Below are 16929 nucleotides of genomic sequence, written 5' to 3' on the forward strand. Positions count from 1 at the left end.
TCAGGCGATGACCAGCTTCATCTCCGACCAGGACTTCACGACCCCCGCGCACGTCCGGGCCACCGCCGACTTCCAGGAGCGCGAGGAGCGCCGGGAGTCGTCGCCGGCCCCGTTCCTGGCCGTGGTGTTCCTGGCCGCCGTCTGGCTGGTGGTGTCCGCGGTGCCGATCGGCTACATCGGCGCCGCCCGCTACGACGTCTTCTGGAGCGACGCCGTCGTCGGGATCGCCGTCGCGATCGTCACCATGGTCCGGCTGCTGCGCCCCATTCCCGCGCTCACCTGGGTCACCGGCGGACTCGCCGGCTGGCTGCTGCTGGCGCCGCTCGTGCTGCAGTACGGGTGGAGCGGCCCCACCGCGAACGACCTGATCGTCGGGCTGGTCATGCTGATCTGCACGGGTCTGTCCGCTTCCTCGTCCTGAGCAGCCTTCGGGGCCACCCCCATGGTGCAGGGGTGGCCCCGAAAACTGTGGCAGTCAGGCTCAGCTCGTGTGGTGCGTGAAGGCGTCCTTCACGTCCGCGCCGGCGTCCTTGACATGGTCGCCTGCCTGCTTCGCCTTGGCGGCGGCACGCTCGGCGGCGCCTTCGGCCTGCAGCCGCTCGTTGTCCGTCGCGTCGCCGTACTTCTCCTTGGCGGCGCCCTTGAGCTCTTCAGCCTTGTGCTCGACCTTGTCCGCGAAGCTCATCGCTGATCCTTCCCTTCGATCCGTCTCGCACCTGCTGGGGTGCCCGGATCCGCGCAACGGCAAACACCGCCGTCACTGCGATGGACACCGCGCTGCCCACCCCGGCCGCCGTGTACGGCTGGTCGAACACCCTTCCGCCGAGGTACCCGAGCGACACCATGTAGCAGCTCCACAGCACCGCACCGACCAGCAGCGCGGGCACGAACCTGCGACGCGGGAACCGCGCGTAACCGGTCGCGATCGCCACCGCGGTGCGTCCCATCGGCACGAACCGGCCCGTCGCCACGATCGCGCCGCCGCGCCGCTGCAACGCCCCGCTCACCTTGGCGAGGACCCGCCGCGGCTTCCCCCGGCCCGTCCACCTGCCGAACAGCCGGCGCCCGCCCCGCCGCGCCGCCTCATGGGTCAGCAGATCCCCGGCCGCGACCGCCGCCACCGTCGCGACCAGCACCACCGGCAGCCTGAGCTGCCCACCCGCCGCCAGCGCACCCCCCGCGATGACGCTCGTCTCCGCCGGCAGGAACGGCAGGAGACAGTCCCCCACCAGCAACACGAAGATCACAACGTAGGCCCACTGCATACCTCAACGGTGCCCGCGGCACGCTTTTTCGACACCGGTGCCAGCCCGCCGATCCACGGTAGGGCTTTCCCCACCACCGGCCCGCCTCTACCACCGGTCGAAGAGGGCCTCGTGCAGCGAGCCCAGCATCCGGTAGCAGTGGACCTCCAGCTCGCGGCGGTACTCCTCCACCACCGTATGTTAGGGCGATGTGGACGGACTACCGCAAGCGCGTGCTCTTCGAGGACGACGCGGTGCTGGTGCTGGACAAGCCGGCCGGGGTGTCCGTGATGGGCGAGCGGCACGAGTCCGATCTGGTCAGGATGGCCGCCGAGGCCGGCGAGACGCTGTTCCCGGCGCACCGCATCGACAAGGTCACCTCCGGCGTGATCCTGTTCGCCAAGGACCTCGCCGGGCACGGGGCACTGACGCGGCAGTTCAACAAGCGGACCGTGCGGAAGTCTTACCTGGCGGTCGTGGCGCCCGGCGGGCTCCCCGCGACCGGCACGATCGACCTGCCGCTGAGCGTCGGGCGGAAGAACCGGGTGCGGATCGCGGCGCCCCGGGAGGCGATCACGCTGTCCGGTGACGTCTGGTCGGTGCCGGCCGAGGCGGTGTTCGACCAGGTCCCGACCTATCCGTCGGTGACGGAGCTGCGCGTGCCGTGGCAGGACGAGCAGCGCGCCCTGGTGGTCGCCGACCCGTTGACGGGCCGGCGCCACCAGATCCGGGTGCACCTCGCGTGGATCGGCCACCCGATCGTCGGCGACCCGCTGTTCGACAAGGCCGCCACCGGGCGGACGCACCTGCACGCGTGGCGGCTGTCGTTCGACCACGCCGGGACCCGGATCACCGTGGAGGCTCCGGCGCCCGAGGAGTTCCCGGCGTTCGACGTCAGCCTGCTGGACTGAACACCTGGTGCACCTCGGCCTCGCCCTCCCAGCCGGGCCACAGGTCGCGGTGCAGCTTCATGAACCGGCTGGTCCACTCCGTCGCCTCGGCCTTCGTCCGCACCTGGTACAGCGCGTAACTGATCATCTCCTTCGTCTCCGCGAACGGCCCGTCGACCACGTCGAGCGCGCCGCCGGTGACCGTGACCCTGGCGCTGTTGACGCTGGGCGCGAGGCCTGCGGTGTCCAGCAGCGCCCCGGCGGCGGTGGCGTCCTCGCCGAGTTGCATGATCGCGGCCATCAGCTCAGGCGGAGGCGGGGTGCCGGGGGTCGTCCCCTTCAGCAGCACGAGATAGCGCATGTTCCACTCCTGTCAACGGGTGTCCTCGCCGGTACCTCGAACGGGCCAGGCCCGATCCGACATGCTCTTGAAAAGAGGTATGGCTGGCCCTACCCCTGACACGGTAGACAGCGGGCTGTATCCGGCCGCCCGCCGTTCGTAGCGTCACATCCATGACGATCGGCACGCTGTCGTTGCACCGCAGGCTTCCTCCGCGGCTGTACCTGCTGCTGCTGCCGAGCCTGTTCGCCATCGCGCTCGGGCTGGCCATGCTGTTCGGCACGGACCACCGACCGGCCGTGCTGCCGCTGCTGCTCCTGGTGGTGGCCGCGCCGCAGGAGCTGTTCTTCCGGGCGTACCTGCTGCCGCGGACGCCGCTGCACGGCACGCCGGCGATCCTCGCGTCGGGGCTGCTGTCGGCCCTGCCGTTCGCGCTGTCCGGCCTGTTCCCCTACATCCTCGTCATGCACCTCGTCCTGACGGCGGTGACCGTCCGGTTCGGCAGCGTCCGGCTCGGCATCGCCGCGCACTGCCTGCTGGCGCTCGCCGTCCTCGTCGCCTAGCTCGCTGTGCTCGTCGCCCGCCTAGCGGGTCGCCGACGTCGGCCACGCATCGGGGTTGGTCAGGTCGTCGTACACCTGCAGATGCTCGACATACCAGGCCGCCTCATCCTCGCTGAGCAGGTCGGCGCGGAATGCGGTCGCCTCCAGCACGTACAGGCTGACCGGCCCGAACTCCGGCACCCACAGCCCCCGCATCCCGTCGGTGAGCCACTGCGCGGACCTGCCGGCCACGACCCGGTCCGGCGCGAACCGCGCACCGTCCGCCGCCGCGGGCTCCCCCGCCCACAGCCGCACCCGCTCGACGTCCGCCTGCGCGACGACCAGCCCCGACCAGGCCCACTCCCCAGCCGAACGCTCCCGCCCGACCTTCATCGCCGTCTGGCACTCGACCCACCGCGCGCCCGCCGGCAGCTCCGACAGCCGCATCGGCGTCACGCACCGCTGCACCCGGTCCAGCCGCACCGCGCCGTACACCCGCTGCGCCGCCGCCAGGTCCCGCGCCCACACCGCCACGAAGATCCCGTCGACCGGCTCCCACCGCAGGTCGGTGAAGCGCTGCCCGTTCCCCGGGTCGAACGTGTCCGCCCGGCCCGGCCGCCCGCCGACCGTGACGTCGACGGCCGCCGAGCTCAGCGGCCGGAGCCCCCGCTTCAGGTCCACCACCGTCGGCGCCACGTACACCGTGGCGACCAGCTCGTGGTCCTGCCCGTACACGCTCACCGACTCCCGGTCCTCCCCGGAGACCCAGTCGACCACCCCTACGTCGTCGAACGCCTTCAGGTCCAGGTCCAGGTGCAGCAGCGCCGGGTCCGCACCGATCCCCTCCGGCCGGCTCAGTGCCGACGGCACCCCCAGCGCCACGGGCAGCGTCGTGTCCTTGCGTTGCGGCAGCATCGCCTGTACGCCCAGCGCCGCCCCTACGATCAGCACCACCGCGGCGGCCACACCAGCCGCCCGCCGGCGCGCCCGCATCCGGCCCGCCCTTCGCACCGCCTGTCGCGCCAGCTCCCCGACTTCGACCTGCGCCGCCCGCGCCGCGAGGCTCCGCACCAGCTTTTCCTCGATGCCGCTCATGCTTCCGCCTCGCTCTCGCTCGCGCTTTGGCTCTGGCTCTCGGTTTGGCTCTGGCTCTCGGTTTGGCTTTGGCTCTCGGTTTGGCTCTCGCTCTCGCTTTGGCTCTCGCTGAGTCGCCCGCGCAGCCTGTTCAGCGCGCGCATGGCGTGGGTCCGGACCGTCGTCTGCGAACACTCGAGCACCCGCGCGATCGCCGCGTCGTCGAGATCCTCGTAGTACCGCAGGACCACCACCGCCCGCTGCTTGAACGGCAACGCCGCCACCAGCCGCCACAGCTCGTCCCGGTCCGCGGCCTCCCCGCTCAGGTCACCCGCCGCGGCCGCGTCAGGCGCCCGCTCGACCGGCACCTCCCGGTTGGCCCTGCGCCGCCACCACGACCGCGACCCGTTGAGGATCAACCGCCGCACGTACACCTCAGGGTCATCGACCCGCCGGATCCCCTCCCACCGCAGGTACGCCTTCGCCAGCGCCTCCTGCACCAGATCCTCGGCCCGATGGTCATCCCCGGTCAGCAACACCGCGAACCGCACCAGCCCCACCCCCCGAGCCGCGACGAACGCCTCAAACCCCACGACGTGCACCTCGGACGGTTGCAGGGTCACCACGCTTCGTCTCCCTCGGTAGGCCTCCACCCCACAGAGTCCCCACACACCCCCACCTGTTGACCCCTCAGCCCAACAACTTTCCCGCGACCGCCGTGCCCCTGACGGACCGGCGTGCCACCGCGCCTTGTCCACGCAGGTTGTGGCTGGGATCGGCTTCGATAGACGACATCAACATGCCATCACTGTCGTTTCATCAACATGCCTAGGCGCTGGTGAAGCCGAGCGCGCGGTACCCGGGCATGCGGCGTTGCAGTGATGCGGCGAGGATCGGGGTGGCGCGGTCGTGGTAATCGTGGACCTCGGCGACGTCCTTGCCTGGCGCGGCACGGACAACCCGGCCGGCGCACTGGACCAGCAGCCCGTCGTATGAGACCGGCGCAGCCAGGAACAGCGTGTCGAGGGCAGGCGCGTCGAAGCCTTCACCGATGAACGGTGTGGTGCCGATGACCAGCACACCGTCGCCTGCCTTGGCGTCGGCGAGCCGGCTCACGATGGCCCGCCGGTCGCTGGTCGACATGCCGCCCCGCAGCACGAACGCCCGATGTCCGCGCGACGAGAACGCGGAGTCCAGCGCTTCCACTTGTGCGACTCGCCTGGTGAGCACCAGGCAGTTGCGTCCCCGTCGCAGGGCGGCGGTCACGTCGGCGATGATCTGGGCGTTGCGCGCCTCGTCGACAGCGAGGGCGCGATGCGCCTCGGCGATCGCGGCAGACGGCTCGGCGTCGTCGGAGCGGAACTCGAAGGCGGTCTGATGGAGGTACAGCAGCCGCCGTGGTCCGGCGTCGGACTCCCAGGCCTCCAGCAGTGTTCCCTGATCGTTGCCGGGCGGGTCATGGGTGATGGTGTGCCGGACTGGTCCGAGCTGCCAGAGGACGAGTTCGCCGAGACCGTCCCGCCGGGCGGGGGTGGCGGTGAGGCCCAGCCAGAACTGTGCGGCCATGCTCTTGACCGAATGGTCGTACGCGGCGGCCGCCAGATGGTGGCATTCGTCGACGATGACGTGCCCGTAGCCGTTGGTGAGTTCGGCGACGTCGTCACGTCTGGCCAGGGAGGGCAGCATGGCGATGTCCACCACCCCGCTGAGCTTGCGCCTGCCGCCGCCGACCTGCCCTGGCTTGATGCCCAGGAACTGCTCGATCCGGGTGCGCCACTGCTCGGCCAGGGCCTTCCGGTCGACGAGTACGAGAGTCGCCGTCCCCCGCTCGGCGATCACCGCGCAGGCCATGACTGTCTTGCCCGACCCAGGCGGTGCGACGAGGACGCCATCGTCATGCGCGAGCAACGCGCCGACGGCCATGCTCTGTCTGGTGTCGAGCTGTGCGGTACAGGCAACGTCGATCTCGCGGCCGGGATTTCGCACATCCGTGATGGCGAGGCGTGATCCGGCGCGCTCGACGATCGCTTCGACGGTGTGGCGCAGCCCGCGTGGCAGCACCAGGCGGTCGTCGACGGTGAGGTCGTACCCGCGGATGAACCGCGGCGTGTCCCACGTGGATTTCCGTAGGCGCTGGAGTTCGTAGAACTTCGGGTTGGCCATGGATGCCGCGTGCTTGAACGTCGACAACGCCGCAGGCGTCAGCTGGGCCGCGTCGACGCTCAGCCCGGCGCCGAGCTCCGCGTGCAGGACTGCGGGAAGCGGCGGATGCACCTTCGTGGCGTCGGATCTGCTCAGCGTGGCGACGTCGGCGCCGACGACCGCCTGTTTCGCGCGCCGAGCGACCCTGGTCGCGTCGCCTGGGCTGAGCCGGTCGAGGGTCGACAGGAACGCCCACTGGTCCTCGTGCGGCTCCAGCGTCGCCAGGTCGAGGAACGCCGTCAACCCGTCCCTGCGCCGGCGGCCCTGCAACGGCGCGGCGATCAGGTTGCCGAAGCCGCCCTCGGGCAGTACGTCCTGGTTCGGGAACAGCCGGTCGTAGGAGCGTAGGTCCATCGTGCCGCGCAGCACCGTGGCCTCGTGGATCATCGCGGTGCCGACACAGCGGGCAGTGGCTGCGGAGATCGCTTCGGTGAAGAACACCCACACGTGTGCGCCACGCCCCGACTGGGAAATCTCGAGCGCCGCCGGTACGCCACTGGCGCGTGCTGCCTTGGTGTAGGCAAGCGCGTCGAGCATCGCGGCCGGGCCGTCGAAGTCCGCTACGAGAAAGTGACATGTGTTGTCGCTGAGCAGTGGGTACAGCCCGATGAAGACGTCGCCTACCAGGTGCGCCGAGAGGGCCTCGCGGTGAGCGGGAGATACGTGGCAGCGCTCCGATCGGCTCCCGTGCGCCAGCCGCCGGCGACGGCGGGCATCCATCCGCTCGTGCCGATTCGGTTGTTCTCCCAACGAATTGCGTACACGTCGGCTCGGGCCCGGAACCGGTCGGCGTACAGGGTCAATTTGTCCGCCACCGGCGACGCCATATCGACCAGGCCCGGCGGTGCGATGGCCGCCGACAGCTGCTCCGGCGCCGGAGCGGTGTCCTGACCCCGCAGGTTCAGCAGACGCGACAGGCGGACGTTCTCTGCCCGCAAACGCTCCAGTTCACGGCGCAGCCGGGCAAGCTCGCTCTCCACCGTCGCGTCGGCGCCCATGGCAGGATCGTCGCACGCTCTTCATCACCGCTACCGATGGTCTCCGCTATCCTCCGGCGGTGGGTTCGCTGAGCCGGAAAGAACTCGATGCGTTGGTCGAGGACGCGACCGTCGACTGCTACAACGAGGACGAGCAGCTGTCCGGCCTGTACACCATGATCGAGGACAACCTCGCCATGCCGTTCACGACGCAGGTCCTCGGCGTCGAGGTCACGGTCCGGAAGGTGGACCTGCGGGGCTGGCGGATCGTGGCGATCTGCCACCGAGGTCGGGAGCGGCAGGCGATCACGATCCTCGACCTCCCGCTGCCGGATCCGCCGCCGGGCGGTTCGGAGTGGATCGAGGCGTACCGGCACTGGGGTGGATGACTCTTGAGCGAGTACCAGTACTACGAGTTCGTGGCGATCGACCGGCCGCTGACCGCCGCGGAGCAGAACGAGCTGCGGGCGGTGTCGACCCGTGGCCGGATCAGCGCGTCGAGCTTCGTCAACACCTACGAATGGGGCGACCTGAAGGCCGATCCCCGCGACTGGATGCAGCGGTACTTCGACGCCCACCTGTACCTGGCGAACTGGGGCACCCGCCGGATCGCGCTGCGACTGCCGGTATCGCTGCTGGATCCGGCGTTAGCGGCAACCTACTGCGTGGGTCACGCCGCATCGTCGCTGAGCACGGGCGAGCATGTGATCCTCGACCTGCACAGCGAGGACGAGGACGGCGACGAGGAGTGGTGGGAGGACGAGGCCGCCCTCGCATCGATCGTCCCCGTCCGGGCGGAACTGGCCGCCGGCGACACTCGCCTGCTCTACCTGGCGTGGCTGCTGTGCGTGCAGAACGAGGAGCTGGACGAGGATTCATTGGAGCCGCCGGTACCGCCCGGCCTGGCCACGCTGTCCGGGCCATTGCGTAGCTTCGCCGGCTTCCTCCGCCTGGACGAAGACCTCCTTGAGACAGCGGCCGAGGCCAGCACGCCGCTGACCACGAAAGCGCCCTCCACAGCGGCGTTGACCAAATGGGTGAAGCGCCTGCCGGCGGCGGACAAGGACCAGGTCATCGTGCGGCTGCTCCGCGGTGACGGCGCGCATCTTCGGGCCGAGCTGCTGCGTCGGTACGGCGGCGGCGCGCCTACCGAGGTCGCAGGCGGCGGCCGTACGGTGGGCGAGCTGCTGGCCGGAGCGGAGCGTCGCTGGGCAGCACGGGAGCGGCAGACCCAGGAGCGCAAGGCGGCCGAACAGGCAGGCCGGGAAGCGGCGGCCGCAGCGGCCCGCGAGCAGCGCCTCGACGATCTGGCCACCGACCCGGAACGGGCGTGGCAGCAGGTCGCCGACTTGATCGCGACCAAGAAACCCAAGGAATACGACGCCGCGGTCGCGCTGCTGGCCGACCTGAAGGCACTCAGCGAACGCGACGGCCAACGCAAGACATTCCGGGCCCGGATCCACCAGTTGTGTCAGGAGCACGCCCGCAAGCCGAGCCTGCTGGACCGACTGGAACGCGCCGGCCTGTACGTCAGCACAGCCAGTTGAGCAGGCCCAAACCTGATCGAGAGAAGCTACCGATGACCTCGGAACCGCATGCCGCTTGCGCCCCTGTGCCGATCGGCGCCGACGACACCACGGTGCGGTGGGCGGAGGAAGCCACCTTCGACCCGAACGATCCCACCGTGGAGCTGGGCGAGGTCGCTGCCGGCAGCGGGCGCGCCTTGCTCCACGCCGCCCACATCGCGGACGAGCAAGTGCCAGGCCCACCACGTAACCACACGCGCGGAAAGTCGATGCCCGGGTCAGTCGATCGAGCCGGGAGTCGCCAGCCAGGTGGTCGGTTGCTGAGTCGTCCGCGCGATCGTTTCGAACTCGTGGTCGTAGTGCAGCAGCGACAGGTCCGACAGTTCAGCGGTCGCCGCCACGACCTGACGCCGGCCCGCAGCTGCGGTTGCCACAGCTCCTGCACCCGCGGTTGCGCAGCAGACGCTCGACGGCACTCGTGTCGGCAAGGAACCGGACTGCGCTCACGGCCGATAGTTCCCCTTGTCAAGCAGGTGATCGAACGCGCCGGTGGCGGCGATCTCGGTCAGCTCATCCAGCGCCTTGGCACGACAGTGGACGGCGGCAACCGCACGGAGCGCGGTGTTGATGGTGTCCTTCGGCGTCTTCGTCCCGAGCAGCGCTGTTGCCTCCACCAGCGCGTCCAGGTCGATGTCGATGAGCTTCCTGGTCACAGCAGCCTCCGTGTATCCACTTCGGTTGACAGTACGTACGTTTGATCGGCGCTTAACGAGTACTCGGCGACGGACGTCGCCACGCCACTGCCATGATTTCGCCGTGATGATCGTGCGCGCGACCAAGAAGCTCCGCGACCGAATAGGCCCGCCAGACCTGCACGTGGGCGAGCGGTCGACCACCGCGCTCGGCGAGTGGTACGCCACTCGATTCGCGTGGCGACCAGACGTGTTACTGCTGGTCAACGAGATGACCCTGCTGCCGATCCTTCTTCCGCTCGCACCCGCCGCCACCGCGCTGTCCCGTGCCGCCAACCGCATCGCCGCGATCATGGCTGCGTACGGCGCTGATAACGAGCTGGTCGCTGCCGAGGTCGAACATATGAGCAACCGGCGGATCGCCCCGACCGCCAACCGCAGCGTCGTCGGGATCATGACCGAGTTCACGTTCCTCGCCGAACACGGTAGGGGACGGGAGCTCGACGACCTGGAGGCATGGCTGGCCGCCACGCCGTGCAGCCCGCTGTACCGCACCCACACCACTCCGAAGAACGCCTTCCGACACCTCCTGGCTCGATGAGCGCTCAGGCACGGCAGCAATCAGGACTCGTCCACGGGTGAAACGGCATCAAACGTCTGCTCGCGTCACGCCGCGCTACTGGCGAATGTCAGTCAGTTGAGCGCCGCTTACCCAGGCCAGCATCTGCTCTCGCATCTCCTGGCGCCGGGCCACCCGCTCGGCGCTGTCCCAGGTCCGGTCGGCAGCTCGAGCCCATTCCTTGACGTCCCGCCAGTTCGAAGCCTCGATCACGGCGCCCTTCCTGGCACAATTTAGGCGATCTGTCGCAGGTCGTCGCCGTAGTCGAAGATGATGCGGAGCCGGGCACCCAGCGCCTGCGCGTACCGACTGAGGGTGGCGACCTCGTTGACGTCCAGGTCGCCGTTCTCGATCTGGCTGACCCACCCGGGCGTGACGCCCATGAGATCGGCGACCTGCCGCTGCGCGAGTCCGAGTCGCTTGCGTTCTTCGGCGAGGTGGAAGGCACTGATCCACGCCTCGGTCCGCGCCCGTTCCGCGTTCAACGCGTCGATGTCGCCGTCGTCAAGCTCCGCCCGGATGTCGTCCCAGTCGTGGAACTCAGTCATGAGTCCTCCCTCCTCTTACGTTCGAACGCCAGCCAGCTCTCGTAGGCGACCTCGGCAACCGGGATCGCCAACTTGTACCACCCGGACCAATCGCCGGCCTTGTTCCCGGCGACCAGCAACACCGCCTGCGACCACGGGTCGAAGACGAAGAGAACGCGGATCGCAACGTCACAGCCCGACCTTGGCCGCAGTTCCTTCAGGTTGGCAACGCTCGAGCCCTGAAGCGTGTCAACCGCCACCACGCCCTCAATCCCAACCGCTCGCTGGCCCTGCTCGGCGTCACCTAATGACTTTGCCGGGACCCTGGGCCCCGGCCTGGCATCCAAATCCTGCCGACCCCGCCGAACCCATAGTTGGAGCACGACGTGGTGACGGTCCAGCACAAGTTGATGATGAGCTCAGAACAACGGTGGCGCCCCATCGTCGTCGAGCGCGGAGAGCTTGTTGACGCCCGAGGCCGGGAGTACTCCTGCGGCCTTCAGATCGGCAACGGGCACGAGCGGGCTGGAGCATATGCGTTCGAGGAGGCTTTCCTGCTGCGACTCCAGCGCAACGCACCGGTTCAGAACGGCGAGGACCTCAAGCAGTTCGTCGGTAAGGCCGGGACTCCACCCGGAGATCATCTCGTCGTCGAGAGGTGATGACCTGCGCCGGTACTGCTGCTGCGCACTGCGGTAGTTGAACCAGTGCCTGATCACTCGCATCCCACCGACGTCGTACTCCCACACGCGCTGGCTGACCGGACGGATGCGCCCGTTTCCCACGAGCAGAGTCTGACTGTCGGGGTCGTAGGCGATGCTTTCCGGCAGGGCGTCTTGCCCGTCAGCGATCTCCGTGACCACCTTGGGTCCGGTGTGCTCCACAAAGTCCGAAAACCTGCGTCGACTCCTTCCGCCATGGGCAGTGCTCTGGCCGAACGTGTGCAGCCACAGGATCTCGTAGCCGGCATCCATGGCCTCAGCCCAGAGAGCCGGATCAGAGGTCAACGGCACGCGTACCCCGGGATGCTCCAGTTCTCTTCGAAACCGCAGCGTGTACCCCTCATGCGCCACGGTCGCAGCGACATAAGCGAACAAGTCTGGGGCACTCACCGGATGTTGCAGCACCGACTCCAGGAATTCACACAGGCCGGGCGTCGTATTGGGCCGTCCGGTCGACGAGTCGCAGTACAAGGGGAAGACCCGCCCGCTTCGGCCGTTGTAATGATGAAGATCTGGAATGAGTTGCGCGAACGCGATGCCGGGCCCGCTCTCGATTGCTTGGCTGTTCTGCTCGGTCAGATAGATTTGATCCTGAGAGCGGACCGCCCACAAAGGCGGCCTGGGCATGACCATCAGCCGGCTGTCGGGAATGAGCCATTGACGGTCGAAGGCTCGGTAGGCGACTTGGATGGGCGGCAGAGGCGGCCCTGTTTCGGCAGCCAGCGGGGTCCTCCTTGCAGGGAAGCCCGGCAGCGGCTGGACGATGGTTTCGACCGTTCGGTCACGGGACTCGGGGAGCATCTGGCGACGCGCGGAAAGTCCACTGTGGATGAACTTGCGCCATCGCCGGTGCAGTGTCTCGGCGTCCGGCGCGTAGATCCAGGTACGTCCGGTCGTCACGCCCCGTGAGGATTCAGGGAAGAGGTCTTTGAGACCCGGGTACTGCTCCCAAGCCGTTCCGCCGAGTGCGAGGAACGGCTGTTCCCACTCCACGCGACAGGTCTCCCACTCCTGATCGGTGAGGTGCAGTGCCTGAAGGCGGAGCAATTTATCGGCGCTCGTGCCGGTGAGCGTGATCCTGTGAACCGTCGCTGGTGTTCGCCGGTCTCCCGTGCCGTAGCGAGCGAAGATCGCGACACACAACTGTCTGCCCACATCCGCACCGAACAGGCGAGTGTCTTGTTGAGGCCGGTTACCTTCGGGCGAAAGCTCGATGATCCAGCCTTCATCGCAAGTGCGACGTAGATACTCCCGCATGCCCTCGAACGACTTGCCCTTGATGAAGCTTGCCGGCGTTATGAACGCGACTATGCCCTGCGGCTCAGCAGGATGCGCCTCGAATGCCTTCCACAGCGCCCAACGCCAGAAATACCATGGTAGGCCATGAAGATCCGACTCATATTTACTGTTTCCCGGACGGCGGAACTCATCCAGCGACGGATGTACGGGATCTGAGCCGGACTGCAGAGGCACTTTCCGACGACCCTCGATCCACGGCGCTCTTCCCTTTGCGTTCTCGACGTGAGGAGGGTTACCGACCACCACCATGACCGGCACATCGCGCTTGATGTGGTTGGCCCTCTGCCGCGCGAGCTCGATCACCCTGTAACTTGCTCGCATCCTGGTCTGCTGGTGAACCGGGTCCTCCAAGGCATCGGTCAGAAACCGAACCTCCGAGGCCGGCAGCTCGGTCGTGAACCGAGTCTTCATCGCCTGGTGGAGCCGAAGTTCGGCGACGGCGTAGGGTGCGGCCTGAATTTCGAAACCGACAAGCCGATCTTCGAAGAATTTTCGAAGCCGCGGTGGTCGTGCTCCTCTACCCTGCCGTGCCTCGATGGTCTCGGCGACTGACCGAAGGACCTCGACCAGGAACGTTCCGGTGCCCATGGCCGGGTCGACCACCGTCACGTTGTCGGCCGCGAGACCCCAAGACCGATCGAAGCGATCGCGGAGGATTTCATCGACGAAGTCGACCACCGCACCTGCGACCCCTTGAGGGGTGTAGTACGAACCGCTGCGTCGCCGCAGTGCTGGGTCGTAGATTGAGAGGAACCGCTCGTACAGGTCGGAGTGGATATCCGTACGGCCGTTGTCGACCGCATTCCAGTCGACACAACCAATCACTCTGCGCAGGGTTCCGATCATGCGTAGCTGTTCGGTGGCGTCGTTATCCGTCAGCACTGCCAAAGCTCTACCCATAAGCGAGTGCTTCTTACCGAGCAGTCGGGCGATCTCGTGCAGCGGTGTCTCGTCGAAGGGGATGCCGTCCACGCGGGCGAGCAGGAGCGCGAAGGTGACGGTCTGGGCGTACGCGTCGGCGAATCCAAGGTCGTCGAGACCGGGAAAGAGCAGGTCGCGCCAGTCCGCGGCGAGCAGACTCAGTTCGTCATGCACGATCTCGTGTGACGAGTCCGCCAAGATCGCGGCAACCTCGTCTCGCAGGAGCCGACACAGGCCGGCCACAACCTTGATCAGTTGAGCAAGCGTCCGTGGCTGTTCGGGCTGCCAAAGAAGAAACTCCTCGACGAGACCCTCGAAGGCAGACCCGACGACCTTCAACGGTCGACGTCGATCGAAGATGTCCCCCTCGAACTGGACGACGGGGCCGGTGAGTTCACCGTACGTATAGCGCCCCCAGGTCAATCCGTCGGAGTACAGGACGTTGGGCAACGCCTTCAGCTTTTCCCACTGCTCCCGTTCCCGCTTTTCTGGCCGGCGCCACGTTGTCGGGATGCCGCGGCCCGGGGCCTTGAGCTCGATGTAACCAACTCTCACCCCGCCGACATCGACGGCGAAGTCTGGCCTGGCGCGGATTGCCTTGAGCTGCACCTCCCCATAGGGAGTTGCGCGAACGCCCATTTGCCGCCCCATGCGGCGTAGCAGGTCCTCCAGCGGGCCCCGCAACTGCTCCTCTTGATCCCCGCCTCGGCCGAGCTTCTCGGCGACCGCCGCGCCAAACGCTGCGACAGCCTCAGCTACGGGATCCGCGACGAGCCTTAAGGATGGGACGCGCGATCCCGGCGTTCGACGGTGTGCGGGACTCGCCATAAGCGCCCCCTGCGGCCGTGGCATTGACCATCAGCATGACGTTGATCGATGCATGGACACAACCTGCAATTGAGTGATAGCAACGCGTAGTGAGTTGCTGTAGCCTGGAGGGGTTGACCAAAGTCCGGTTGTTGGCGTTCTGGTCTAGCGAGTGATCGGCGAGGCGGCCCAACCAAGGTCACGGCGAGCCAACCGGGCTTACCGGACGGAACCGCCCATCGCAAACGCCGATTGTGTGATCGGTCCCCGCTCCCACCAGCCCGAACGAATCCAGGTCGCGCCGGGGTGGGATATGCCGACGCAGGTCAACGTGGGCGTCGGTACACTGTGCTCCGCGCCCTCGTAGCTCAGGGGATAGAGCAACGGTTTCCTAATTCCGCTCCGATACCGGCAATCGGTAGAATATCCTGCACATTCACGGCAGCGATTAGCATTTCTGGGTCACGGATGATCCCCGTGCGATCAGCGAGATACCTATGTCGGTCCGCGACGAAAAGGTCGGGGCGCCCGCCGCTGACGATCGACAGGTGGGGCCAACCAACAGTGACCTACCGAGCCGTCGCAGATACAAGCGAGACGAACGCGGTTCTCCGAATCGCCCCGCCTCCTTCCACGGCCAGCACCCCGCGGTCGACCAGCGGTTTCAAGGCCCTGATGACGTGTTCTGGGCGGTACACGGTCTCGAACAGAGCGAAGTCCCGCAGATGCTCCACGACCTCTCGCTTTTTGTCTCGCAACCTCTGCTCGAGTAGTCGGGTCAGAGGCCCCAACTGGGGCTCGTCTATGTTGAACAGCGTCTCCGCTTGCTCATCACGCGGATCCCGGAAGCCGACGCCTTGCGTGCGGTCAACCTCCCAGAGGCTGTCCTTCATCTTGCTTACCCCCAGCCGATGGCGGGTGCCGAAAACAAGGTAAAGCGGCTGACCTCTCCTTGGGATCAACTCAAAGTCCAGCAGATACGGGAAGCCGGCCGCTCGAAGCGCTGCCCGGTAGCAGGTCAGGATGTGCCGGCTCTTTGCCTCGGGCGCGAGGTCGGTAACCGTTCGCCAGTGAGGATCGCCGCCGAATACGTCGTCGGCAGCCGGACCCGAATTCTCTACGAATCGAACAAAATGTTGCGGAAACAGCGTAACGATGACCTCGCTCGACACATTGGCGGCCAGCCGCCGAAGGAACTTGTGCGGAACTGGGGCATTCCCCCAGGAGTCGAGGTTTGCGAAGATCGGCTGCCCCCAGGCGCCTACTTCGTCGAGGGCGGCCTCCAGGTTAGGGGAGCACGTGCCCTTCACTATTTTGACGGGCATTGCGGCTTTGGGTCGCGGACGGCTGGGGAACACCTTCAGAAGCGTCCGCTCAAGTATCTCGACGCAACGCTGGTCGTCATCGACGAACACGAAGCGAGCGATGCCTTTCTCGGGCCGAACCTTGCTCGTCAACGCTTGTATCGCGATTACGGGTGAGCCGAGTTCGCCGCCGCTGTAGATCCCGGGCCCGGAGAAGCCTTCAGCGTACGTAACTGATGGATAGGCGTTGGAGCCAGCGAGCAGGATCGGAAACCATCGTTCCAGGTAGCGGCGATAGATGTCGTGTTTGGCGCCAGTATGTTCCTCGCACGGCCACGGCACTTCACCCTTGACTGGCATCCGACCTCCTGATGACTCATCGTCATCAGTCAGTGTCTCACTGCAATGGAAGCAGTGGAACTCCCTGCGCGACCGTCTTCAGGCCGTCAGCGCGGCCTGCGCGATCCTTGGCGTGATCGACCGAAGGGGCATCTCGGAGTGCTCGCAACCATCTAGCTCGCGGCCGCCCGCCTTCGGGGTGCGACCACCCCACTGCTTGAAGAAGAACGCCGTGCCGAGCTCGTTGCACTGGTTCCGAAGGGCTCGGACCCATGCCGGGTTCATCGGTCGACAGTGTGGTCCGGACTCGCCGCCGGCGATAACCCAGTCGATACCGGCAAGATTCAGGTCATCCAGCGGCCCGAGGAGGGGCTCAGCAGACACGAACCGCACAGCGGCTGGAACCTGTCGCAGGTCGTCGACGCGGGCGACCTCGCTGGCGTCCTCGACGCTGACGCCCATCCACACATTCAGCGGCCAGTCGAGCTTGGATGCTACTTTCGCCAGCCTGGCGGATCGCTTCGTTAGAACCTGGTAGGTATGCCGGGGCGTTTCCCGCATGACCTCGAACACCCGTTGTACGTAGCTCAACGGAACCCGGGCGTGGAAGAGGTCGGACATCGAGTTGACGAACACAACTCGTGGATCTCGCCAGCGGTGCGGTACGTCCAGCACGTCCTCGTGGATAGCCACCCCGAATCCAGGCCCGGAGGTTCGAGGATCTCCGTCGGTCTGATACTTCGCCGATCCCATGGCCTTCAGCCGCTTGGATAGGGTCAGGGCGTAGCAGTTATCGCACCCGGCGGAAATACGATCACAGCCCGTCGTAGGGTTCCACGTCGCCTCAGTCCACTCGATGCTGCTGCGGTCAGCCATCAGACTCACCTCCCGAGATCATATATCT

21 protein-coding genes are annotated in these 16929 nt (G+C 67.0%); 6 read left to right on the forward strand and 15 right to left on the reverse strand.

Annotated features, from left to right (window positions below; genetic code table 11):
* Positions 1 to 7: 7 nt before the first annotated feature.
* Positions 8 to 421: a hypothetical protein gene (locus tag AB0I21_RS09345; RefSeq protein WP_360559863.1), complete on the forward strand. Its 414-nt coding sequence runs from the start codon at positions 8 to 10 to the stop codon at positions 419 to 421.
* A 60-nt stretch (positions 422 to 481) separates the two neighbouring features.
* Here AB0I21_RS09345 and AB0I21_RS09350 read toward each other — a convergent pair whose 3' ends face one another.
* Both AB0I21_RS09350 and AB0I21_RS09355 read right to left on the reverse strand, forming a co-directional pair.
* The gene (locus tag AB0I21_RS09350; RefSeq protein WP_360559864.1) at positions 482 to 685 is read right to left on the reverse strand and encodes a CsbD family protein; all 204 of its coding nucleotides are present in this window, start codon (positions 683 to 685) and stop codon (positions 482 to 484) included.
* On the reverse strand, positions 651 to 1265 hold the full coding sequence (locus AB0I21_RS09355; protein ID WP_360559865.1) for a VTT domain-containing protein: 615 nt from the start codon (positions 1263 to 1265) through the stop codon (positions 651 to 653). Before AB0I21_RS09355 ends, AB0I21_RS09350 begins: the two co-directional genes overlap by 35 nt.
* A gap of 188 nt (positions 1266 to 1453) precedes the next feature.
* Between AB0I21_RS09355 and AB0I21_RS09360 the strand changes: the two genes are divergently transcribed.
* Entirely contained in the window at positions 1454 to 2155 is a 702-nt protein-coding gene (locus tag AB0I21_RS09360) for an RluA family pseudouridine synthase (RefSeq protein WP_360559866.1), read from the forward strand.
* Here AB0I21_RS09360 and AB0I21_RS09365 read toward each other — a convergent pair.
* Complete coding sequence (locus tag AB0I21_RS09365; protein ID WP_344501422.1) at positions 2139 to 2495, reverse strand: YciI family protein; 357 nt, start codon at positions 2493 to 2495, stop codon at positions 2139 to 2141. The two genes, AB0I21_RS09360 and AB0I21_RS09365, sit on opposite strands and share 17 nt — an antisense overlap.
* A gap of 152 nt (positions 2496 to 2647) precedes the next feature.
* Here AB0I21_RS09365 and AB0I21_RS09370 point away from each other — a divergent pair, with 152 nt between their 5' ends.
* Complete coding sequence (locus AB0I21_RS09370) at positions 2648 to 3037, forward strand: CPBP family glutamic-type intramembrane protease (RefSeq protein WP_360559867.1); 390 nt, start codon at positions 2648 to 2650, stop codon at positions 3035 to 3037.
* A gap of 21 nt (positions 3038 to 3058) precedes the next feature.
* On the opposite strand, the gene AB0I21_RS09375 is transcribed toward AB0I21_RS09370, so the two are convergent.
* From AB0I21_RS09375 to AB0I21_RS09390, 4 genes are all read right to left on the reverse strand, one after another.
* The gene (locus tag AB0I21_RS09375; protein WP_360559868.1) at positions 3059 to 4111 is read right to left on the reverse strand and encodes a hypothetical protein; all 1053 of its coding nucleotides are present in this window, start codon (positions 4109 to 4111) and stop codon (positions 3059 to 3061) included.
* Complete coding sequence (locus tag AB0I21_RS09380) at positions 4108 to 4716, reverse strand: SigE family RNA polymerase sigma factor (protein WP_360559869.1); 609 nt, start codon at positions 4714 to 4716, stop codon at positions 4108 to 4110. Before AB0I21_RS09380 ends, AB0I21_RS09375 begins: the two co-directional genes overlap by 4 nt.
* A gap of 202 nt (positions 4717 to 4918) precedes the next feature.
* Positions 4919 to 6739: a DEAD/DEAH box helicase family protein gene (locus tag AB0I21_RS09385; protein ID WP_360559870.1), complete on the reverse strand. Its 1821-nt coding sequence runs from the start codon at positions 6737 to 6739 to the stop codon at positions 4919 to 4921.
* Between the two features lie 173 nt (positions 6740 to 6912).
* On the reverse strand, positions 6913 to 7290 hold the full coding sequence (locus AB0I21_RS09390; protein WP_360559871.1) for a hypothetical protein: 378 nt from the start codon (positions 7288 to 7290) through the stop codon (positions 6913 to 6915).
* Positions 7291 to 7349: 59 nt separating this feature from the next.
* Between AB0I21_RS09390 and AB0I21_RS09395 the strand changes: the two genes are divergently transcribed.
* Entirely contained in the window at positions 7350 to 7658 is a 309-nt protein-coding gene (locus tag AB0I21_RS09395; RefSeq protein ID WP_360559872.1) for a calcium-binding protein, read from the forward strand.
* A 3-nt stretch (positions 7659 to 7661) separates the two neighbouring features.
* Positions 7662 to 8816, forward strand: coding sequence for a hypothetical protein (locus tag AB0I21_RS09400; RefSeq protein WP_360559873.1), 1155 nt, complete (start codon positions 7662 to 7664; stop codon positions 8814 to 8816).
* Between the two features lie 257 nt (positions 8817 to 9073).
* On the opposite strand, the gene AB0I21_RS09405 is transcribed toward AB0I21_RS09400, so the two are convergent.
* Positions 9074 to 9229: a hypothetical protein gene (locus AB0I21_RS09405; RefSeq protein ID WP_360559874.1), complete on the reverse strand. Its 156-nt coding sequence runs from the start codon at positions 9227 to 9229 to the stop codon at positions 9074 to 9076.
* Between the two features lie 69 nt (positions 9230 to 9298).
* The gene (locus AB0I21_RS09410) at positions 9299 to 9508 is read right to left on the reverse strand and encodes a DUF2191 domain-containing protein (protein WP_360559875.1); all 210 of its coding nucleotides are present in this window, start codon (positions 9506 to 9508) and stop codon (positions 9299 to 9301) included.
* Positions 9509 to 9614: 106 nt separating this feature from the next.
* Between AB0I21_RS09410 and AB0I21_RS09415 the strand changes: the two genes are divergently transcribed.
* Positions 9615 to 10088, forward strand: a complete 474-nt coding sequence (locus tag AB0I21_RS09415; RefSeq protein ID WP_360559876.1) for a hypothetical protein — start codon at positions 9615 to 9617, stop codon at positions 10086 to 10088.
* Positions 10089 to 10163: 75 nt separating this feature from the next.
* Here AB0I21_RS09415 and AB0I21_RS09420 read toward each other — a convergent pair whose 3' ends face one another.
* The 6 genes from AB0I21_RS09420 to AB0I21_RS09445 form a co-directional block, all read right to left on the reverse strand.
* Positions 10164 to 10319: a hypothetical protein gene (locus AB0I21_RS09420; protein WP_360559877.1), complete on the reverse strand. Its 156-nt coding sequence runs from the start codon at positions 10317 to 10319 to the stop codon at positions 10164 to 10166.
* A gap of 20 nt (positions 10320 to 10339) precedes the next feature.
* A complete protein-coding gene (locus AB0I21_RS09425) occupies positions 10340 to 10654 on the reverse strand; it encodes a helix-turn-helix transcriptional regulator (RefSeq protein WP_360559878.1) in 315 nt (104 codons plus the stop codon).
* Entirely contained in the window at positions 10651 to 10896 is a 246-nt protein-coding gene (locus AB0I21_RS09430) for a type II toxin-antitoxin system RelE/ParE family toxin (RefSeq protein ID WP_360559879.1), read from the reverse strand. Before AB0I21_RS09430 ends, AB0I21_RS09425 begins: the two co-directional genes overlap by 4 nt.
* A 156-nt stretch (positions 10897 to 11052) precedes the next feature.
* Complete coding sequence (locus AB0I21_RS09435; protein WP_360559880.1) at positions 11053 to 14184, reverse strand: type ISP restriction/modification enzyme; 3132 nt, start codon at positions 14182 to 14184, stop codon at positions 11053 to 11055.
* 767 nt (positions 14185 to 14951) lie between these two features.
* Entirely contained in the window at positions 14952 to 16046 is a 1095-nt protein-coding gene (gene tcmP / locus AB0I21_RS09440) for a three-Cys-motif partner protein TcmP (protein ID WP_360559881.1), read from the reverse strand.
* A 78-nt stretch (positions 16047 to 16124) separates the two neighbouring features.
* Positions 16125 to 16901: a phage Gp37/Gp68 family protein gene (locus AB0I21_RS09445; protein ID WP_360559882.1), complete on the reverse strand. Its 777-nt coding sequence runs from the start codon at positions 16899 to 16901 to the stop codon at positions 16125 to 16127.
* Positions 16902 to 16929: the final 28 nt, after the last annotated feature.

The organism is Dactylosporangium sp. NPDC050588, assembly GCF_040654975.1.
In the GTDB taxonomy this organism is placed as follows: Bacteria; Actinomycetota; Actinomycetes; order Mycobacteriales; family Micromonosporaceae; genus Dactylosporangium; species Dactylosporangium maewongense.

Coding starts and splice junctions, on each gene's coding strand:
- AB0I21_RS09345 (WP_360559863.1), top strand. CDS start 8: ATGACCAGCTTCATCTCCGACCAGGACTTCACGACCCCCGCGCACGTC.
- AB0I21_RS09350 (WP_360559864.1), bottom strand. CDS start 685: ATGAGCTTCGCGGACAAGGTCGAGCACAAGGCTGAAGAGCTCAAGGGC.
- AB0I21_RS09355 (WP_360559865.1), bottom strand. CDS start 1,265: ATGCAGTGGGCCTACGTTGTGATCTTCGTGTTGCTGGTGGGGGACTGT.
- AB0I21_RS09360 (WP_360559866.1), top strand. CDS start 1,454: ATGTGGACGGACTACCGCAAGCGCGTGCTCTTCGAGGACGACGCGGTG.
- AB0I21_RS09365 (WP_344501422.1), bottom strand. CDS start 2,495: ATGCGCTATCTCGTGCTGCTGAAGGGGACGACCCCCGGCACCCCGCCT.
- AB0I21_RS09370 (WP_360559867.1), top strand. CDS start 2,648: ATGACGATCGGCACGCTGTCGTTGCACCGCAGGCTTCCTCCGCGGCTG.
- AB0I21_RS09375 (WP_360559868.1), bottom strand. CDS start 4,111: ATGAGCGGCATCGAGGAAAAGCTGGTGCGGAGCCTCGCGGCGCGGGCG.
- AB0I21_RS09390 (WP_360559871.1), bottom strand. CDS start 7,290: ATGGGCGCCGACGCGACGGTGGAGAGCGAGCTTGCCCGGCTGCGCCGT.
- AB0I21_RS09415 (WP_360559876.1), top strand. CDS start 9,615: ATGATCGTGCGCGCGACCAAGAAGCTCCGCGACCGAATAGGCCCGCCA.
- AB0I21_RS09425 (WP_360559878.1), bottom strand. CDS start 10,654: ATGACTGAGTTCCACGACTGGGACGACATCCGGGCGGAGCTTGACGAC.
- tcmP (WP_360559881.1), bottom strand. CDS start 16,046: ATGCCAGTCAAGGGTGAAGTGCCGTGGCCGTGCGAGGAACATACTGGC.
- AB0I21_RS09445 (WP_360559882.1), bottom strand. CDS start 16,901: ATGGCTGACCGCAGCAGCATCGAGTGGACTGAGGCGACGTGGAACCCT.